The sequence below is a fragment of the Paenibacillus sp. J31R34 genome (assembly GCF_059383715.1).
Map to the genome: position 1 here is coordinate 229,180 of NZ_JBXENU010000011.1, position 16,487 is coordinate 245,666.

16 protein-coding genes and 1 rRNA gene are annotated in these 16,487 nt (G+C 49.8%); 3 read left to right on the plus strand and 14 right to left on the minus strand.

The window, feature by feature from the left end; all coding sequences use genetic code 11:
* Positions 1-29: 29 nt before the first annotated feature.
* The 4 genes from AC50YG_RS26670 to AC50YG_RS26685 all read right to left on the minus strand — a co-directional run bounded on the left by AC50YG_RS26670 (position 30) and on the right by AC50YG_RS26685 (position 2,733).
* Positions 30-614, minus strand: coding sequence for a TetR/AcrR family transcriptional regulator (locus AC50YG_RS26670; RefSeq protein ID WP_341281863.1), 585 nt, complete (start codon positions 612-614; stop codon positions 30-32).
* Positions 615-732: 118 nt separating this feature from the next.
* Positions 733-1,326, minus strand: coding sequence for a nucleotidyltransferase family protein (locus tag AC50YG_RS26675; protein WP_494831280.1), 594 nt, complete (start codon positions 1,324-1,326; stop codon positions 733-735).
* Between the two features lie 261 nt (positions 1,327-1,587).
* Positions 1,588-1,722, minus strand: coding sequence for a hypothetical protein (locus tag AC50YG_RS26680; protein WP_494831282.1), 135 nt, complete (start codon positions 1,720-1,722; stop codon positions 1,588-1,590).
* Between the two features lie 54 nt (positions 1,723-1,776).
* Positions 1,777-2,733 carry a carbon-nitrogen hydrolase family protein gene (locus AC50YG_RS26685; RefSeq protein ID WP_494831284.1) on the minus strand — a complete coding sequence of 319 codons (957 nt, stop codon included), beginning with the start codon at positions 2,731-2,733 and terminating at the stop codon, positions 1,777-1,779.
* A 193-nt stretch (positions 2,734-2,926) separates the two neighbouring features.
* Here AC50YG_RS26685 and AC50YG_RS26690 point away from each other — a divergent pair, with 193 nt between their 5' ends.
* Positions 2,927-4,372, plus strand: a complete 1,446-nt coding sequence (locus AC50YG_RS26690; protein WP_494831286.1) for an aminotransferase-like domain-containing protein — start codon at positions 2,927-2,929, stop codon at positions 4,370-4,372.
* Positions 4,373-4,398: 26 nt separating this feature from the next.
* Here the strand turns inward: AC50YG_RS26690 and AC50YG_RS26695 are convergent, their stop codons facing one another.
* The 8 genes from AC50YG_RS26695 to AC50YG_RS26730 form a co-directional block, all read right to left on the minus strand.
* On the minus strand, positions 4,399-5,481 hold the full coding sequence (locus tag AC50YG_RS26695) for a GGDEF domain-containing protein (protein WP_494831288.1): 1,083 nt from the start codon (positions 5,479-5,481) through the stop codon (positions 4,399-4,401).
* A gap of 62 nt (positions 5,482-5,543) precedes the next feature.
* Positions 5,544-6,557: an HD-GYP domain-containing protein gene (locus AC50YG_RS26700; RefSeq protein ID WP_494831290.1), complete on the minus strand. Its 1,014-nt coding sequence runs from the start codon at positions 6,555-6,557 to the stop codon at positions 5,544-5,546.
* Positions 6,558-6,683: 126 nt separating this feature from the next.
* Positions 6,684-7,841, minus strand: a complete 1,158-nt coding sequence (locus AC50YG_RS26705; protein WP_494831292.1) for a GNAT family N-acetyltransferase — start codon at positions 7,839-7,841, stop codon at positions 6,684-6,686.
* 31 nt (positions 7,842-7,872) lie between these two features.
* Positions 7,873-9,186 carry a F390 synthetase-related protein gene (locus AC50YG_RS26710; protein ID WP_494831296.1) on the minus strand — a complete coding sequence of 438 codons (1,314 nt, stop codon included), beginning with the start codon at positions 9,184-9,186 and terminating at the stop codon, positions 7,873-7,875.
* Complete coding sequence (locus AC50YG_RS26715; protein WP_494831301.1) at positions 9,183-10,028, minus strand: MBL fold metallo-hydrolase; 846 nt, start codon at positions 10,026-10,028, stop codon at positions 9,183-9,185. Before AC50YG_RS26715 ends, AC50YG_RS26710 begins: the two co-directional genes overlap by 4 nt.
* On the minus strand, positions 10,025-11,023 hold the full coding sequence (locus tag AC50YG_RS26720; protein ID WP_494831303.1) for an NAD-dependent epimerase/dehydratase family protein: 999 nt from the start codon (positions 11,021-11,023) through the stop codon (positions 10,025-10,027). Before AC50YG_RS26720 ends, AC50YG_RS26715 begins: the two co-directional genes overlap by 4 nt.
* Before the next feature lie 17 nt (positions 11,024-11,040).
* Entirely contained in the window at positions 11,041-12,252 is a 1,212-nt protein-coding gene (locus tag AC50YG_RS26725) for an ATP-grasp domain-containing protein (RefSeq protein ID WP_494831305.1), read from the minus strand.
* Positions 12,242-13,261, minus strand: a complete 1,020-nt coding sequence (locus tag AC50YG_RS26730) for a beta-ketoacyl-ACP synthase III (RefSeq protein ID WP_494831307.1) — start codon at positions 13,259-13,261, stop codon at positions 12,242-12,244. The genes AC50YG_RS26725 and AC50YG_RS26730 overlap by 11 nt, the downstream gene beginning before the upstream one ends.
* Positions 13,262-13,450: 189 nt before the next feature.
* On the opposite strand from AC50YG_RS26730, the gene AC50YG_RS26735 reads away from it, so the two are divergent.
* Both AC50YG_RS26735 and AC50YG_RS26740 read left to right on the plus strand, forming a co-directional pair.
* Positions 13,451-13,783 (plus strand): hypothetical protein, encoded by a 333-nt coding sequence (locus tag AC50YG_RS26735; protein ID WP_494831309.1) that lies wholly within the window; start codon positions 13,451-13,453, stop codon positions 13,781-13,783.
* 154 nt (positions 13,784-13,937) lie between these two features.
* On the plus strand, positions 13,938-14,714 hold the full coding sequence (locus tag AC50YG_RS26740) for a YheC/YheD family protein (protein WP_494831311.1): 777 nt from the start codon (positions 13,938-13,940) through the stop codon (positions 14,712-14,714).
* Positions 14,715-14,748: 34 nt separating this feature from the next.
* Here AC50YG_RS26740 and AC50YG_RS26745 read toward each other — a convergent pair whose 3' ends face one another.
* Positions 14,749-16,020 carry an MFS transporter gene (locus AC50YG_RS26745; protein ID WP_494831313.1) on the minus strand — a complete coding sequence of 424 codons (1,272 nt, stop codon included), beginning with the start codon at positions 16,018-16,020 and terminating at the stop codon, positions 14,749-14,751.
* 360 nt (positions 16,021-16,380) lie between these two features.
* Positions 16,381-16,487 (minus strand): 23S ribosomal RNA (locus AC50YG_RS26750); the annotation flags it as partial.

Here is a 16,487-nt window from a genome sequence, read left to right on the forward strand (position 1 = left end):
AAAAATTCAGTTTGCTGTAACCTGTTGTTCTAGCTTGCTGGGCCACCATTAACAATGGACGGCACGAGGCGCGAAATGTTGACGAGCGGCTTCTCATCTCCATGAGTGATGGCCAAAATGAATGCACCTTCCACTAAGGAAAGAATAACATTGCTTATTTCAGCAGCGCTGCTGTCATTCGCTCCATTGTTCACAAGCTGCTGGGCAATATACTGCTGCCATTCATTAAAAACGACTTGGCACGCCGATCTCAGTCTTTCGCTAATCAGGCATGTCTCAGCAGCCATCCAAAAGCTGAATGGCATAAATCCTCTAAACTGCGATGGCTTCCCATCTTGAATGATGTCGGAAATATGGGCCTGAATGGCTGCTACAGGATTAGAAGTCTGCTCAAAATTAATCCGCCATTTTTCCAGCACAAAATTCTTAATCGTTGAAATACATTCAACCGCCAGTTCCTCCTTGCCTTCAGGGAAATAGTAGTACAAGGATCCCTTCGGACAAGAGCTTTCCTTAATAATTTGATTTAACCCCGTTGCATGATACCCTTGCACACAAAACAGCTTCATTGCTGTATCTATGATCTGCTGGCGGGCATTCGGCTTTGAAGCCACCTTTTCACCACCTTAATTATAGAGAACGGTCTAGTTAATTAAACGTGAAAATAGGTAGGCTGTCAATCCGAAATCGCAAGATTTCAGCACTAATTTTTGTTAAGATTTGATGTTGTCTTTACTCCTGCTGCTCTGCTTTATGAACTTTTGGCCATGTCGCCTGCCAATTTTTCTTCATTATTCTTTGCTCGTATACGCGGTAATGATCCGACCCCGGCTCATAATAAGCTGTAGGCCTAAGCACAGCTTGAAGGACATCAGCTACTCCACATGGAGCCGCTAGCTGGAGCTCCCCACTCGCATCCAGTGCCACGCCAAGCGAAGTCGCCGTTTCAGGAAATTTAGAAATCGCATCCACTGAGCAGGAATACGGCGGCAGGCCGCTGACGATATGCATTCTCGCCTGATTTTTCACTGACCAAGGGATCTCGGGTCTCAGGCCCCGCAATTGCTGCTCCAACTGCTTCTCGATGTGCTCACTCGGATAAGCAGCATCGTAATAAATAACATCCACATCCGCAAGCGGCGTCCGCTCCTTAAAATCATGCATCACATCCCACAATTTAGAACGCACAAACCCAGCACATACCCACCAGTCAGGCAAATCTAGGCCCCTTACCATACGCAAAATGTCCATCATCCAGTCATCCCCTTGGATGATCTCCTTGATATATGACTCCTGATTCACCAATCCGCCCCCAATACCGAACATATATTCTCATATTAACCTAAAATCCGCTTAATGGGAAGAGCTTTTACAAGGTGACACGGCTGTGGCTGTCCTTTGGCGGCGCGGCGCGTTTCAAGCCGAGAAATATTGAGAAGGTATCGCGCAATGCTATCCTTTCCTATATTTCAAAAAAAGCAAAAGAACGCCTTGTCAGGCTAATTTCAACCTGATAAGGCGTTCGGAAAATTTGAAATACGGAAAACTCTAATCTGCCCCACATCTTCCACAGCTCGGAGCAGCCATTTAATTTTTCAGCTTGTCTTCGTCATTTTCATCCCATTTTCTGGAGTAAGCCTTGTTCGTAATCCAAAAGGTGATCCATGCTAATATGCCAACGATAACAATCGCTGCGATCCATACGCCAACTGGCACGTCCATTTTTCTGCTCCTTTCTACTATAAAGCTATACTTCTATACCGCCGAACTATCCCATTAAATTCCGCTCTTAAAAAGTACATTCGACTGCTTCGCTTCATTAACATGCAGCTGAAACACATCCGGCCGGCTGTAATGCCCGACCACATCAAAGTCAAAACGGCTTTCGGCGATTTTCATCATATCCAGCTCTGCCACGAGCAGTGCCTCCCGCCCATAAACAGGCTCAACGATATATTCTCCTAGCGGTCCAACAATAGCACTGCCGCCCCTGCTCAGCACCTCATCCATCTGCTCCAGCTCGGCAAAACTCGCCAAATCCTTCGGATATAAGGACTTCGTAGCAAACTGATTGCTTGACAGCACATAGCAGCGGCCTTCGCAGGCGATATGGCGAATCGTCGATTGCCACGTATCGCGGGCATCCGCAGTAGGTGTTATAAAAAGGTCTATCCCTTTCGCATACATGGCGGTCCGAGCCAGCGGCATGTAGTTTTCCCAGCAAATCAAGCCGCCTATTCGTCCAAAAGGGGTTTGGATAACCGTTAGCGTGCTGCCATCGCCTTGCCCCCAGAGCAGACGCTCCGCGGCTGTAGGAATAAGCTTCCGATGTTTGCCAAGCAGCCTGCCGTCCGGCCCCACATAGACGATTGAATTGTACAATGTAGCTCCGCTAAATTCCTGGTCACGCTCTAGCGCACCAACGATTAGATATATGCCATTATCGGCGGCAATCTCCCCTAACAGCTCGGTATCCTCGCCCGGAATTGTAATGGCACTTTCCGAATAACGGCGAAAGTCTTCCCGGCCCTCCGCTGTCCGGCTTCCAACGCGATTTCCAAACGTCATGCCACGCGGATAACCGGAAACAAATACTTCAGGAAACACCAGCAGCTTGACTCCCTGCCTGCTTGCCTCGCTGGCATATGCGGCTATTTGTGTGAACGCCGACTGCTTATCCAATAAATGAGGCGCAGCTTGTACTACGCCAACTTTCACCTTTTGCTGTTCCATGCGTTCATCCCCCTGCCTAAAACAACTGCCCCTACATGGCCAGCCGCTTCTCTTATATTCCATCATAAGGGGATTGGCTGATAAAGTAACCATCCATTTACCGACTAAAATAACCATCCAATTCGAACAAGTGGTACTATAATAAATAGACAAATCCAAATCAGACCAATCGACAAGGAACGGGGTGTACGGCATGACATGGAGGCTGGATCGAAATTTAAAAACACCTGTTTACTTGCAAATTGCCGAGCTGCTGGAACGCAGCATTGCTTCGGGCGAATATCCGCCAGGCAGCCCGCTTCCCTCCGAGCGAAGACTGGCAGAGCAATTAGGCGTTAATCGCAGCACCATTATACAGGCTTATGCCGAGCTGCGCTCAGCCGGCTTAGTGGAAAGCAAAGTGGGGAGCGGCACAACCGTAAGCCGCAGTAAGTGGGGGATATCCCCGTCTCACACGCCGAATTGGCGCCAATATGCAGAAGGAGGCAGCTTTCTGCCTAATTTGCCATTTATGAGACGCATTCGTTCATCGATGCTCCACCACGGCCAAATGATTGACATGGCGAGCGGCGAGCTGGCAGAGCCGATGTTTCCAAGCACACTGCTCCAATCTATTATGCAGGAGCAGCCTTTCATGGAGCCGCTCGGCTATGATCATCCACAAGGCAATCCGCAGCTGCGTGTGGAGCTGAGTGCTTTTTTGCGAAAGCAGGGCATTGCTGCTCCAGAGGCTTCTATTCTCGTTACCTCCGGCTCGCAGCAGTCGCTCTATTTAATTACGCAATGTCTCCTTGCCCCAGGCGATGCCGTTGCTATCGAGGATCCCTCCTATTGCTATTCGCTGCCGATGTTTCAATCTGCAGGACTGCGTATTTGCCGCCTCCCGGTTCATCATGACGGCATTGATCCGGATGATATTGCGCGATTGTACAGAGAGCATCGCATTCGCATGCTGTTTCTCAATCCCAACTATCAAAATCCGACAGGCACTTCTTTGAGCATGGAAAAAAGGCAGCGTGTATTAGCCATAGCTGCCGAGCTGCGTATTCCTATTGTAGAGGATGATCCGTTCAGCCTGACTTCCTTTCACAATCAGGCATTGCCAACACTAAAGGCGCTGGACAAAGAGGATATCGTGCTCTATATTGGCTCGTTATCCAAAATCGCCGCATCAGGCCTGCGAATCGGCTGGCTGGTCGCCCCACAAACGGTCGTGAACCGCCTCGCCGATGCCAGACAGCAGATGGACTTTGGCCTTAGCATTTTGCCTCAGTGGCTGGCTGGCCGCCTGCTTGCTTCAGAAGGATTTCCGGTGCATTTGCAAACGCTGCAATTGGCGCTTAAGGCCAAGCAGCAGCGAATGATTGGTGCGCTTGAGCATTATTTTCAAGAGCGGCTTGCTTTTACAGCGCAGCCTGGAGGGCTTAACCTATGGTGTAAATCAAAGGAGAACATCAGTGATCATCGCTTGCTGGAAGAAAGCATTCAGAGAGGGGTCGTGTTTGTTCCGGGCAGCGTCTATGGCTCGGTGGAGGGCTTCATCCGTCTAAGCTATGCCCGGCCGGAGCCGGAGCAAATGGAATCGGGAATCGAACGCTTGGCCGCTGCCCTGCGCGCCAGCTTGGCCCGGAAAAGCTAAAGCCATAGGGCTGGCGCCAGGCTGCTTTAGGAGCGCCACAAAATCGTCTTGTTCCTGCCGGAAAGCTTCGCCTGATACAAGGCCTGATCGGCATAATCAATTAGAAACTCCTGTCCAACCTCCGGGTAGCAGGCAATGCCGATCGAGACCGTCACGCCTACCGATTGCTTGTCATTAACGACAATTTGACATTTCTGAATCGTACTGCGTAAATTTTCCGCAAGAGCATAAGCACCGGATGGCGAACAATTAGGAAGCAAAATTGAAAACTCTTCGCCCCCATAGCGCGAGGCTACATCTTCTGCCCGAATCGTACGCCTAACGATAGCAGCAAGCTCGCGCAAAACAGCATCTCCTGCGGGATGGCCGTAGGTGTCATTAATCTTTTTGAAATAATCAATATCCAGAAACAGCAGAGCCAGCGGCTCCTTGCCGCTCTCCGCCTGAATAAACAAGCGGTTAAACGCCGCGTCGAATGCTCTGACATTGGCCAGCTGAGTAAGAAAATCCGTTGTCGCTTCCTGATCCTTCTGCTGGAACAGCTCATCGCGCTGCGTTAAATAACGTACGCAATAAGCGACGATAAGGCCGCTGGCAAGCATCGGTGGAAACAGGAATTTATAGAGTGAGCTGGACCATTCTAATCCATATGTAAACAAAGAATTTCCATAAAGCAGCGCCATTAGCACCAGCAAAGAAACACTCCATTTTGCCCAATACCCACCAAAGCGCTTGTATGCAAAAATGATGCCTGAAAGCACTCCAAGCAAGAGAATGAAAGCTCCAGCAGTAATGGATGCCTCATTCAAGCCGCCAAACAACAGTGCCCGTCCCCCTGCTATAAGAACAGATGCCAATATAGACGCATGTAGGCCACCATAATAGGCAGCGATAATAATAAAGAAATATCTAAAATCAATAATGCCGTGATCGGATACAGGCACTCCAAAAAACATAATCAAGATGCCGCAAACACCATATACCACGCCAAACATGAGCCTCTTTCTAAATTCAAAGCGCAATAAATCCATATGAAGCAAAGCATTTATAAGCTGCTTGCTGAAAAAAAACAATGTGAAGGTTACGGATAAAATCGTTATTATTGTCATAAGATGTCCCTTACCTACCTTGCTGCGACGGCATTTTCCACAGGATTAGCATGTGGCGTGCCTCAAGGCGCAACTTTGAGAATATGCAAACTTGTATCTCGGCTTAAATCAATAAAGTTGTTTTTCATTTTCACTAACGGTCTTAGAGCATTTTGTGGATTGATCAATACGATCGAGCCGATTTCATTGTTGGTGAGCAGCACCTGATGCCCCAGCATCGACTGCATCATTTTGTCCATAAACAGCTTGCTGATTTGCGGATCAAACTCGCCAAAAATATTGTTGTTCATTTGGATAAGCGTCTCGTAAAATGGCAGTGCCTTGCGATAGGGCCGATCTGAGGTCATCGCATGAAAAACATCAGCTATCGCTACGATTTTGCTAAGCGGGGCGATTTGCTCAGAGCGCAGGCCAAGCGGGTAACCGCTACCATCTTGTCGTTCATGATGCTGAAGCGCTACCAAAGCTTGGACATGATTAATGCCAACGGTGTCTTTAAGCAGCTCATAGCCAAAAATCGTATGCTTTTTCATCAGGTCAAACTCTTTCGTATCAAGCGATGCCGGCTTGTTCAAAATTTCATTTGGTACTTTCGTTTTACCAATATCATGGAGAGTACCAGCCATCGTAAGCTGCATGAGATCGCGCTCATCCATATCCATCCATTTACCAATTAATGAAGATAATACACCTACCCCTATATTATGGCGGTAAGAATAATCATCTTTGGATTGCAAAGCACCCAGCAATTCATAAAAATCAGGAAGCTCCGCCAGCTCGTTAATAGAAGGTATGATTTTTTCCCGGATCTGCAGCACTGGAATTTGCTTCGCATAACGAATTTGCTCGAAAAGCTCCGCCATATACAGTGTACAGCCGTCCATTTTTCCCTGTGCCTGCGATTTCCCCTTGTCCCGCTTAATATCTCTTTCTTCCAGTTCAATCGCATGACGAAAAATCAAGTCGAGCTGTTCCTGATCCAATACGGTATGAGCAGGAGCAACAAGCACCCCATGATGATTAAACAAATCCTGAGCCAGCTGCTTTCCCAAAAACAATTGATTGCCGTTGTCCATCTTCAAAACACCTGCGCTCTCAATAGAAGAATATGTATTTATGCGTTCTCTTCTATTATACTTTACAGGTTTGAAACTTTTTTGAATTTAATTATATGATCTCCTCAAACAGCGGAAACTTTCTGCTTACAGCTTATATCTTCTCATTAGCGGAACGCCTACTGTCAATAAAAGCTTGCTAAGTCCGCGCCAAACCGCTCTCCTCCCAGCCGATAGATGCACGATGTAAACGGCGCTGTATTCAATTTCCGCTTCTGCTCCGCGAACGCGCTTAAACTCAGCCGCGCCAGAGCTGAGATGCAGCAGCTGTCCGCGATCTGCTGCAGTCTGCATCGCCAAGTGCATCAGCATCCGGTAGAGGCCGTTACTTTGAGCAAGCGCCGTATTGTAGCCAACTAACGGTACCGACATAACCTCGCCATGAATAAAGCAGCCCATTACGCCTTGCAAAATCCCTTGCTCATCGCGGAAACCGGTCATTTCCAGCAATCCTTTCTGATGGCAGTGGCGGATGTATTCAGCTGTAAACTTAGGATTGAGCTCCGAATATTTTCCAATATACAATAGGTCATACAGCTGAGCAATACGCTCATAATCCGCTTCTCCAAGCTCAGCATGCGCGACGATACGATAGTCAGACTGGGCGAGCAGCTTGCGATCCCACTTCGTATTTTTTTTCTTCAAGTACAACGGATCGGCACCATTGAAAAAATAAACCTGCCGGCTCGGCACCAGCACATAGCCCTGACGCAGCAATTGCTCCATCAGCTCCCCATTCGTGCGCTTGTTGATCGAACGATAAATAATCGCATGCTTCGGATAGCTTGCTGTTAACGTCTGTGTGGCCCCCGCAAGCTCTTCCCCACTAAGCTCGGTATACAAATTCGTTGAAAGCAGCCAGTTGTTCACATGGACGTTTCGGTCGATTTTCGCCAGACGAAGCAGCGGGGCAATCGCTTTAAGCAAGGAGCCGCACAGGAAGCGCAGCAGCCGATTTTCCAACAAATAAAGCTCCTCTTCCGCATACTTGACATACGTTCCATAGGGGGAGCACACGTAGGAATTGTCATACTCCTGCTCATTAACCGTCATAGGCAGCCAAGCCTGGCCCGCTTGCAGCAGCCGCAGCTCCGTGCGCACGTTGCGGATAAATAAATTTACCCCGTTTTGCATCAAAGGAAGCAAATATTCTGCCGCTTTATTTCGTTTCCCCTGTTTGGTTAGGTGTAGTTCAGTTATTTCTGCAAGGTTCAGCTCTTTAACGATCGTCTTTGATAGGTGCAAAGCTGCCCCTCCTTTCCTTCCTTCGTCTATTCTAAAGGCTCCACTTTCGCTCCACCCGCCGCAGCTTGCGCAGCCCCTCATTCGCTTCATAAGGGATAAAGGAAATCAGCGGCGCGATGCAGCCGCGTGAAGTAAACAGCTTGGACAGCGCAGCGGCAAGCTCTGGCTGCAGCTCATCTGGCGCTCCTTCTGTACGCAGGGCTACTTCCAGCTGCCGATCCGACTGCTGCACAACCTTGTATTCCTTAATACGCTCTGAGGTCATAATGACTGCCCGTCTTATAAAATCGGGAAAAATCGGCACCAGCCGCTGCGTCTGTGCATCGCGTCCATAAAATAAATCATCCGTCCTGCCTTCAATAGAGGCAATCGCCGTAAAACTGGAGCCGCAAGCACAAGGCTGCTTTGCCTCCGTCAGCAAATCATTAAGCCGATATCGCACGATTGGCTGGGTTGCCCGGGAAAAGTCCGTAATGATCGGCGAAAATAGACGCTGCTCCTCGTCGACATATTCCTTCTCAATAACGAGTATATCCTCGTTCAGATGCAGGGTTCCCTGTGAGCAGGTTGCAGCGAGGAAGCCTTCTGTGCATTGATAGATTTGATCGACGCGTACGCCGAAAGCCTGCTCAATAAGCCGCTTGTCCAGCGGCTCAAGCACTTCTGCAACCGAGATCACTTTGCCCGGCGCAATGGACAGCTCTCCCGCAAGCTGCGCTTCAGCGAGCAATCGCAGCATGGATGGCGGTGCAACCAGCAGCGTTGGCTGCTGGTCGCGTAACAAACGCACATTGTCCTCCACGGGGTGGATCATATCGTAAAAACGGAATTGCAGCCGCTTGGAGCGCACGCTTTGATACAAATGGCTGTCCGCCCGTAGAAAAAAAGCGATCCGCTGCCGTACAAGCAGCGAAGCGGGCAGCGCCTTTGCCAGCACCGTCCCCGCCCAAGCTGCGCGTTCCTTGGCACTAACTAGAAACAAGCCGCGGCTGCCTGATGTGCCTGACGACAGTCCAACCGCAATATCGCCGATTTGCGCCGAGAAGTCTCGTTCCCGCTCGGCGCGCATCGCGATTCGGAATGCTTCCTCCTTCGTAATACCCACCGTATTCAGCCGGTCAAAATGATCCATCATCACCGCTTTATCAATCATTGGGAAGCTGCGCCAATTTCGTGCATCCAGCCCTCGATAATAGCTTCGGTAAAAGGGCGATTGCTTGCGTACCCGCTTCACAAGCGCCACAACTTTGCGGTGCTGCCAAGCCTCCAGCGCCTTCCGGCTGCGAAAGCGCTTGGCGCGAAGCCGTGTCAGCACATAATAGAACAGCAGCCTTAGCAATCTCATGCTCCCGCCTCCTGCCACGGTGTGCAGCGTTTCCACGTTTCCTCGCAATGCGTGAAAATTTGCTGCAGCTCCGGATTTCTGCGCTTCAGCTCAACGAGACGGTTGAACGTCTCCTGAAACTCCGACCGATTGTCGAACACAATGGAGGCTAGTGGATGAGGTGGGCGATTATCCCGCACCGCAGCCTCCGACCAGCTGGCGTCGGCGCCAAGCAGCAGCTCCTGCCCCGTATCGCCCTGCAGCAGCACTCCGAATTGGCCCGTCGCATGGCCAGACAAACGGATAGCCGTTACGCTTCCATCATTAAATAAATCGTACCCGCTGTGAAATGGGGCGTACTTCGATGGCAGCTCCACCTGCTTAGACTGCTCGATCCAGCGCGATCGCTTCGCGAAATCAGGCGGCAGCAGCTCTGGCAAAAAAGCTTTTTTAACCGCTGCAAAGCCGTTCAGATGCTGGACAGCCTCATACCCTGGCTTCGAGCAAATAAACGTCGCCTCGGGAAAATCTCGCAAGCCGCAAACATGGTCAGCATGAAAATGCGAGACGATAATATGCTTGACCTCGCGAGGCGAATAGCCTGCCGCCTGCACATGCTCCGCCGCCGAGCGCTCCCCGGCAAGCGTAACGGGTGTCGTCCAGCGATAAAGCGCATAAGGCAGCCGCTTCGTTGCTTCGAGAAAGCGCGGCGAATAGCCGGTATCAAATAATACCGGCCCCAGCACAGGATGTTCCATTATAGCAAAAATACCCGGAAACGCTTGCTGCCGCCAGCTCCCCCCGCTAATCGCCAGCGCTTCCAGCTGCTTGCAATAGCCCGTATTATGAAAGGTCATCTTCATTGCATTTCCTCCTGCTCTTTCCACCAGGCAGCGAACCGCCTGAGTCCTTCCTCGACGCTCACGAGTGGCCGATAGCCTAGCTCCCGCTGCGCCTTCTCAATGCTTAGCGTTTGGCTGAATGCAAGAATGCCGACCGTATAACGGGTCAGCAGCGGTTCTTGGGCCAGCCCCGGCAGCTTCGCCGCCAGCTCCAGCAAGGAGGCCGTACTGTACGCCGCAGGATAAGCAATCTTTTTGGTCCGCATCGGTTTATTCAGCAATTCAAACAGCCTAGTCATAGCTTCCCACAGCTGCACAGGCTCGCCATTCGTAATATTATATTTCTGTCCGAGCACAATCGGATCGGCGTATAGGCAGCGCATGAGCGCTTCCGTTACATTATCCACATACGTGATATCGACAAGCGGCTGGCCGCTTCCGAACATCGGAATAAACCGTTTGTCATTTGCCCGCAGCAGCCTTGGAAAAATCGCCGTATCACCCGGCCCGAACAGCGCACGGGGCCGAATCGTCACCACGCGCAGCCCCTGCTCTCGATAAGCGCGATCAACCTCTTGCTCGGCAAGCAGCTTCGTCGCGGCATAATGATTGACCGCCGATTTCGGCAGCGGCTCATGCTCAGCAATATTAAAGCGATGACGATAGTCAAAATAGATTGAAGGCGTTGACACATGCACCAGCCGCTGGACTTTATGTTTAAGACAGCCTTGTATGACATTGCGTGTGCCAATGACATTGGATGCATAGAAATCACGGTATTTGCCCCAAGGCGCAGACAAGGCGCCGCAATGAAACACAGCGTCATGCCCGGCAATCGCTTCTCCCATTTGACTTGTTGCTAAATCCAGCTGTAAAAATGTCGCTCCCGCCTCGATAAGTCGTTCTCCCGCCTCTTGGTTACGCCCGGCCGCCGTCACCGAATGGCCTTCCTTCAGCAGCCGATTGACCGCATTTTCTCCTAAAAATCCGGTTGCGCCTGTCACCAGTATGTTCATCCTCGCCTCCTCCTTTCTCATCCATTCCATTCAATATCGGAAGTTGTAAAAGCAATAAGCGGCTGCTCCGCCTTGCGGGCCCGCCGCCATAAATCAAGCCAGACATAACCTTGCATAAGAAATGGACCAGGGTCCTTCCAGCTAAAAATAACATCGCGGCCGCTTGCCATGCTCGCCAGCCAATGCCAGCCGCCGCGCCATAGCCCGCGCTGACGCCGCTGCTGCGAAAGCCCATAGGCCAGCATTGCTGCCGCAATCATTTTGCCCCGCGATTGCTGCGGCACAATGGTGCTGCTGGGCTGGCCTGCCCCCCACAAGGCGCGGCCGAGCCGGTCGCGCTTGCTGAACAGATGCAATCCGCTCGTCGCTCGCGGATTGCACTCAAGCGGCCATAGCTCGCCGCTCTCCCCCATTATAAAATCAAAAGCGATTTGGCCTGTAAACTGCGTATGCGCGGCGAACGTCTCCACCCATTGCCGCAGCTGCAGCTGATGGCATGGCTTAAAAAAGGTGCTGGCTCCCCGTCCAGCCGTAAAATCAACGGCATAATCCGCATAGGCCAGCAGCTTGCCTTCCTTTGCAATTGAATACGTGCAATATTCACGTCCCGCAACGAAAGCTTGGGCGACCCAAGGGCAAGCGGCAGACAGCTCCAGCTCCGCAGCAGGAGGCGGCAATTCGCTTGCCCGCCATATTTGCACTTTGGTTGCGAAGCGGGAATAGACCGGCTTTAACACCCATACTTGCTTTGAAGCAGGGTCATGCAGCTGCTGAAGCTCAGCGTAGGAGCGAAGCTGCTTCGTCTCTGGTGCAGCAAGCCCTGCCTCTCGCACCGTCTCGATGAACGTCCATTTGCTGTGCAGCGCGGCCAGCTTTTCCGCTTCATCAGTGAAAACTAAGCAGTCTCCGAGCTTGCCTCGCAGCTTGGCAATATAATAAATTTCCTCGCAAGTTGGAATGAGCAGCTCAATGCCGTACTTTTTCACAATGGCCGCAAGCGCTTTGCCAAATGCCGCTTCGTCTACTCGTGGAGCGGGCAGCAGATCATAACGCTTAATGCAGTTTGAAAAACGAATGAGCGGATTCGCCATACTGTCCGCTGCATATACCTCATAGCCCTGCTCCGCAAGCTGGCGGGCTAAATCCAGCGCTGCTGGCGCCCTCCCTCCCGTAATGAGGATACGCCGACTGATGCATGCTCCCTGCTCCTCGCCTGCTTTAATATTCAATAATCATCCCGCCTAACGAAATGCCCGCGGAAATGCCAATGAGCGCAAAGCGGTCACCGCGCTGCAAGCGGCCCTGCTGAACGGCCAGATGAATGCCCATCGGCAGTGAAGCCGCAATCATATTGCCATGATTTTCGATAATATTCATAAACTGCTCGGGTGCAATGCCCAGCTTTTTCTGCAGCAGCCGCATCGCGAGGGCACTGCCCTGATGCGGTACAACGAGCTTCAGCTCGGACATATCGATGCTCGCCTCCTGAAAGAGCCGCTGGATAAACTCGGGCAGCAGCTTCGACGTTTTGCGAAACAGCGCCTCGCCCTGCATCGCAAACAAATATTGCTCCGCGTTAGCCGCCTCGTACTGTGTAGAAGGCAGTCCTGAGCCCCCACCGCGAATTTCCGAAAGCTCGCGTCCCGAGCCGTACGTTTCCATACGGGATGCGATAATCGCTGAGCTTTCTCCTTCACCACTTCTGCCAATGACTACTGCTGCTGCCCCGTCACCGAACAGCGTCGCGCTTTCGGGATGCTTATCATTAAGGCCGCTTGATGCAATTTCCGGCGATACGAGCAGCACAGTGTCGTATCTGCCCGCTTCTATCATATAAGACACCATATCAAGCGCCGCTAGAAACGACAAGCAGGTCGTATTAATGTCAAAGCAGGGTATACCCGATTCGCCCGCCCACATCTCATCTTGAATAAGCGCCGCCGTGCACGGAATAAGCTGCTCGGGAATCGCATTGGCACAAATGATGCAGTCCATGTCGCCGAGTTCAAGACCTGCAGCCTCCAAAGCCGCAAAGGCTGCCTTTGCGCCCATGACGGACGCGGATTCTCCAGCAGCGTAATGCCTGATTTTCACGCCTGATTTTTTATATACCCAGCCTTGCGGCTTATTCAGTTTTTCGTCCAGCTGCTCAGCTGTCACCTCTTGAGGCGGCAAATAGGAGCCTGTACCCCATATTCGTACATTCCGTTGTTGCTTATGTCTATTTCTTGCATGCATAACCCTCACCGCCATCTATTAGCTTGTTGTTTATCCTAACGTTTATTTCTACTTTATCTTACTAGATGGAGTATAGCTGGACATAGTACCAAATTTTATTAGTACCCTTTTGGCTGCAGTTCGTTTTCATATTTTACATTAAATGGTATTAAATTCCCGTTTAACGCTTTTATTGTTGAGCGCTCGCTCATGATTACAATGATCATTCAGCAATATACCTTACAATATGCTAGGGCGCGTCTGAGAACGCTGAGGACAGCAAATTTTGCCGAATTTTCGTTCCATGCAAGGCGCGCTTGTGAAGGCGTATCGGGGGTACGCCTTCGCAAACGGAACGAAGCAGAGGGCGAAAAGACGGTGAAAGGTGCCACTGAACGGGTTTTCAGACACGCCCTAGAATCTAATAATTGGCTTTCCCTGAAAAATGCTAGTTATTACGTGCTGGAGCAGCTGCTCGCGCTTAAAATATTGCCGAGGAAATATTCCTCCTTCGCCCTGCTCTGCATAACGTTTGGCAACTGAACATCGGGCTCCCCTACCATCAGGCAAAAGCCCTCCTCCGCTTGACTCAAGCGATGGAGGGCTTTTGCTGATTTCGTTATTTTAGTAAGCATTCTGGTTATCCGTACAATTACGTTGCTTCCTGCTATCATACAATGGCTACGAGGTGACAACGATGTATACGAAAACGTATCGCAGCGCGACCATCCGCGGCAAGCTGAGGGTGTGTCGTTTTTTGCAAAAAAATGCTTCAACTAAATCGCTCATACCAAGCACTGCGAGCTTCACCTTATCCAATCTAAAGATGATGGCTGCTGCCCATCACACGCTATATATTAAGCCAAATATCGGCTCGCTTGGCGTTGGTGTGCATAAGCTTGAGCCCAAAAACGATGGCTACGAGCTGCTCTATACAAAAAGCAAAAAGCAGATTTCCCAATTTTTTTCCAGCTTAACAGACATTTATGGCGATTTGTTGCCTGCCACACCTTCCCGTCTTATTATTCAGCAAGCGATTAGCCTCGATCAGGTTGAAAATCGTCCCTACGATATTCGTGCCATGGTGCAGCGAAAACCGGGTGGCCTATGGACCTTTACCGGCTTCCTTATTAAAGTGGGTGCCAAAGGCAAAATCGTTACCAACTATCATCAAGGCGGAGAAATTTGGACGATGCAGAAGCTGCTGCAGCGCAAAGGATATGAAGATGCAAAAGGAGCCGAGCTCATTAGCCGATTGACTCGGCACTCATTGACAGTGGCTCATGCTCTCAGCAAGCATAAGGCGGGCATGTTTGAAATGGGCATCGATTTTGCCTTGGATCGCAACATGCATCTGTGGATACTGGAGGTCAATTCCAATCATCCCCAATTTCGTCCGTTAAAATGGATCGATCGCCGCGCCTACAACCGAATCATGCAATTTGCCCGAAGCTATGGCCGTAAAGACGATTAATTTAGTCTTCGACTGCCTTTTTTTAAAAAGTGCTCTAGCCTCCTGCACGTTCAGAAACCTTTGCTTGATCGGGCTGCTTCTCGCTAATTAACAAAGACAGCAAATATTGTGCGAGTGCAGCCCCGAACAGCACAACCGGCAGCCAGACAGACGTCACATCGCCAGCAAACAAGATTAGGCAGCCAATCGACACAACTCTGCCGACATTCAGAAACAACTCGCGCATCACGACGCATTCTACTCGCAGTTGTCCTTTAAGAGGAAGCGTGCCAATTAGCCGGTAATAATAAGAGGTCAATGTATTGACTGCAAGCGGATTGCAGATGGAAAACAAAATCATAAACAAAAGCACGGACCAAAAATCAACCGCAATGAGCAGCATCGCAGCCCCTATGGCGACCCCTGTTGTGGAAAACAGCACATATTTCTGCACTTGCTCCTTCTGTGCTTTTCTAGATATGACATAACCCGTTATCACGGTAAGCGCCGAAAAAGCTACTCCTAAATAACCGACCCGATCCTCACGCCCCACCGTCTGAAACAATAAAATATTCGGTAAAAACAACATAATCCCTTGAAAAAGTCCGAGTATAAAAAAGCTGACGAGCGCCTTGAACCATCGCCTGTTTTTATTCATTGCAAGACCCATAAACTTCAAATAATAAGCACGGTGATGCGATTTTACAATTGGAATCCGAAAGCTCACAATGGCTGCTATAACAAACATAACGAAGGCGAGCATAAAAATAATAACGTATCCCTGCAGCCCTTCATTCCGAGAAATAATAAATCCGGCCAGCGCCGGACCCAGCAATCCCGCCGTATTGAATACAATCATATTCAGCGCTAGAAAACGAATCCGATTCGCTTCCGTAGAAACATCATATTGAATAACTAAATATCCGGTCCAATAGAGTCCCCCAGCAATACCATTACATATGGCAAACAACACATAATAATTAACGACCTGTTCACCGGTAATAACGACCATTAAATAAAAGACTGCTATTAAAACAATACCAATCCTGTAGGTTACCATGCGGTCTTTACGTTTCGCAATCCATCCCCCTACCGCAAACGTGACCGGTGTCATTAAAAATACAATGATGTTGTAAAGCGCATTTACCGTTAAATCCTGCGTTAACCGCCACAAGTACAAATTAAGAAACAAACCGGACATGGATGCACCAAATTGAAAACAACCATGAATAACAATTGAGATAACAGCCTCTCTGCCTAGCCTTCTCTCTGGCGGAATAGCCGCTCCCCTGCTGAAAAAATAGTCCAATCTCGGCCATGTTCGCATATGTATACTGACCCTGCCTCTCTCTATTTACATGAACTTCATCTTTCCCGTTCATTTTAGCACAAGGGCACGGCGGTCAGACGTTGCCTGAAAGCGTTAACGGTTTGGAAAACAGCCTTAAACGCTGTTGTACGCCCGTTTCATGAAGATTGGAGCTATTTATTGGACGTTAACGAGTGTTTTCATAGATTTTCGGCTATGTATAAAGTTAGGCAAATAGTAAACTCGTTTTTGTTTAAAAATAAACAAGCCTGCCACATGAATAGTGACAGGCTTGTTATATAAAGCTAACGTTCCGATGTGAATTACACATTGAAAACTGGATGCGAAAGACAAAGTGTAAAACGTTTAGCGTATTGTTAGGATAAGCCCTCGACCGATTAGTATTCGTCAGCTGCACGCATTGCTGCGCTTCCACCCCGAACCTATCAACCTCGTCGTCTTCAAGGGGTCTTACTAAATTGGGA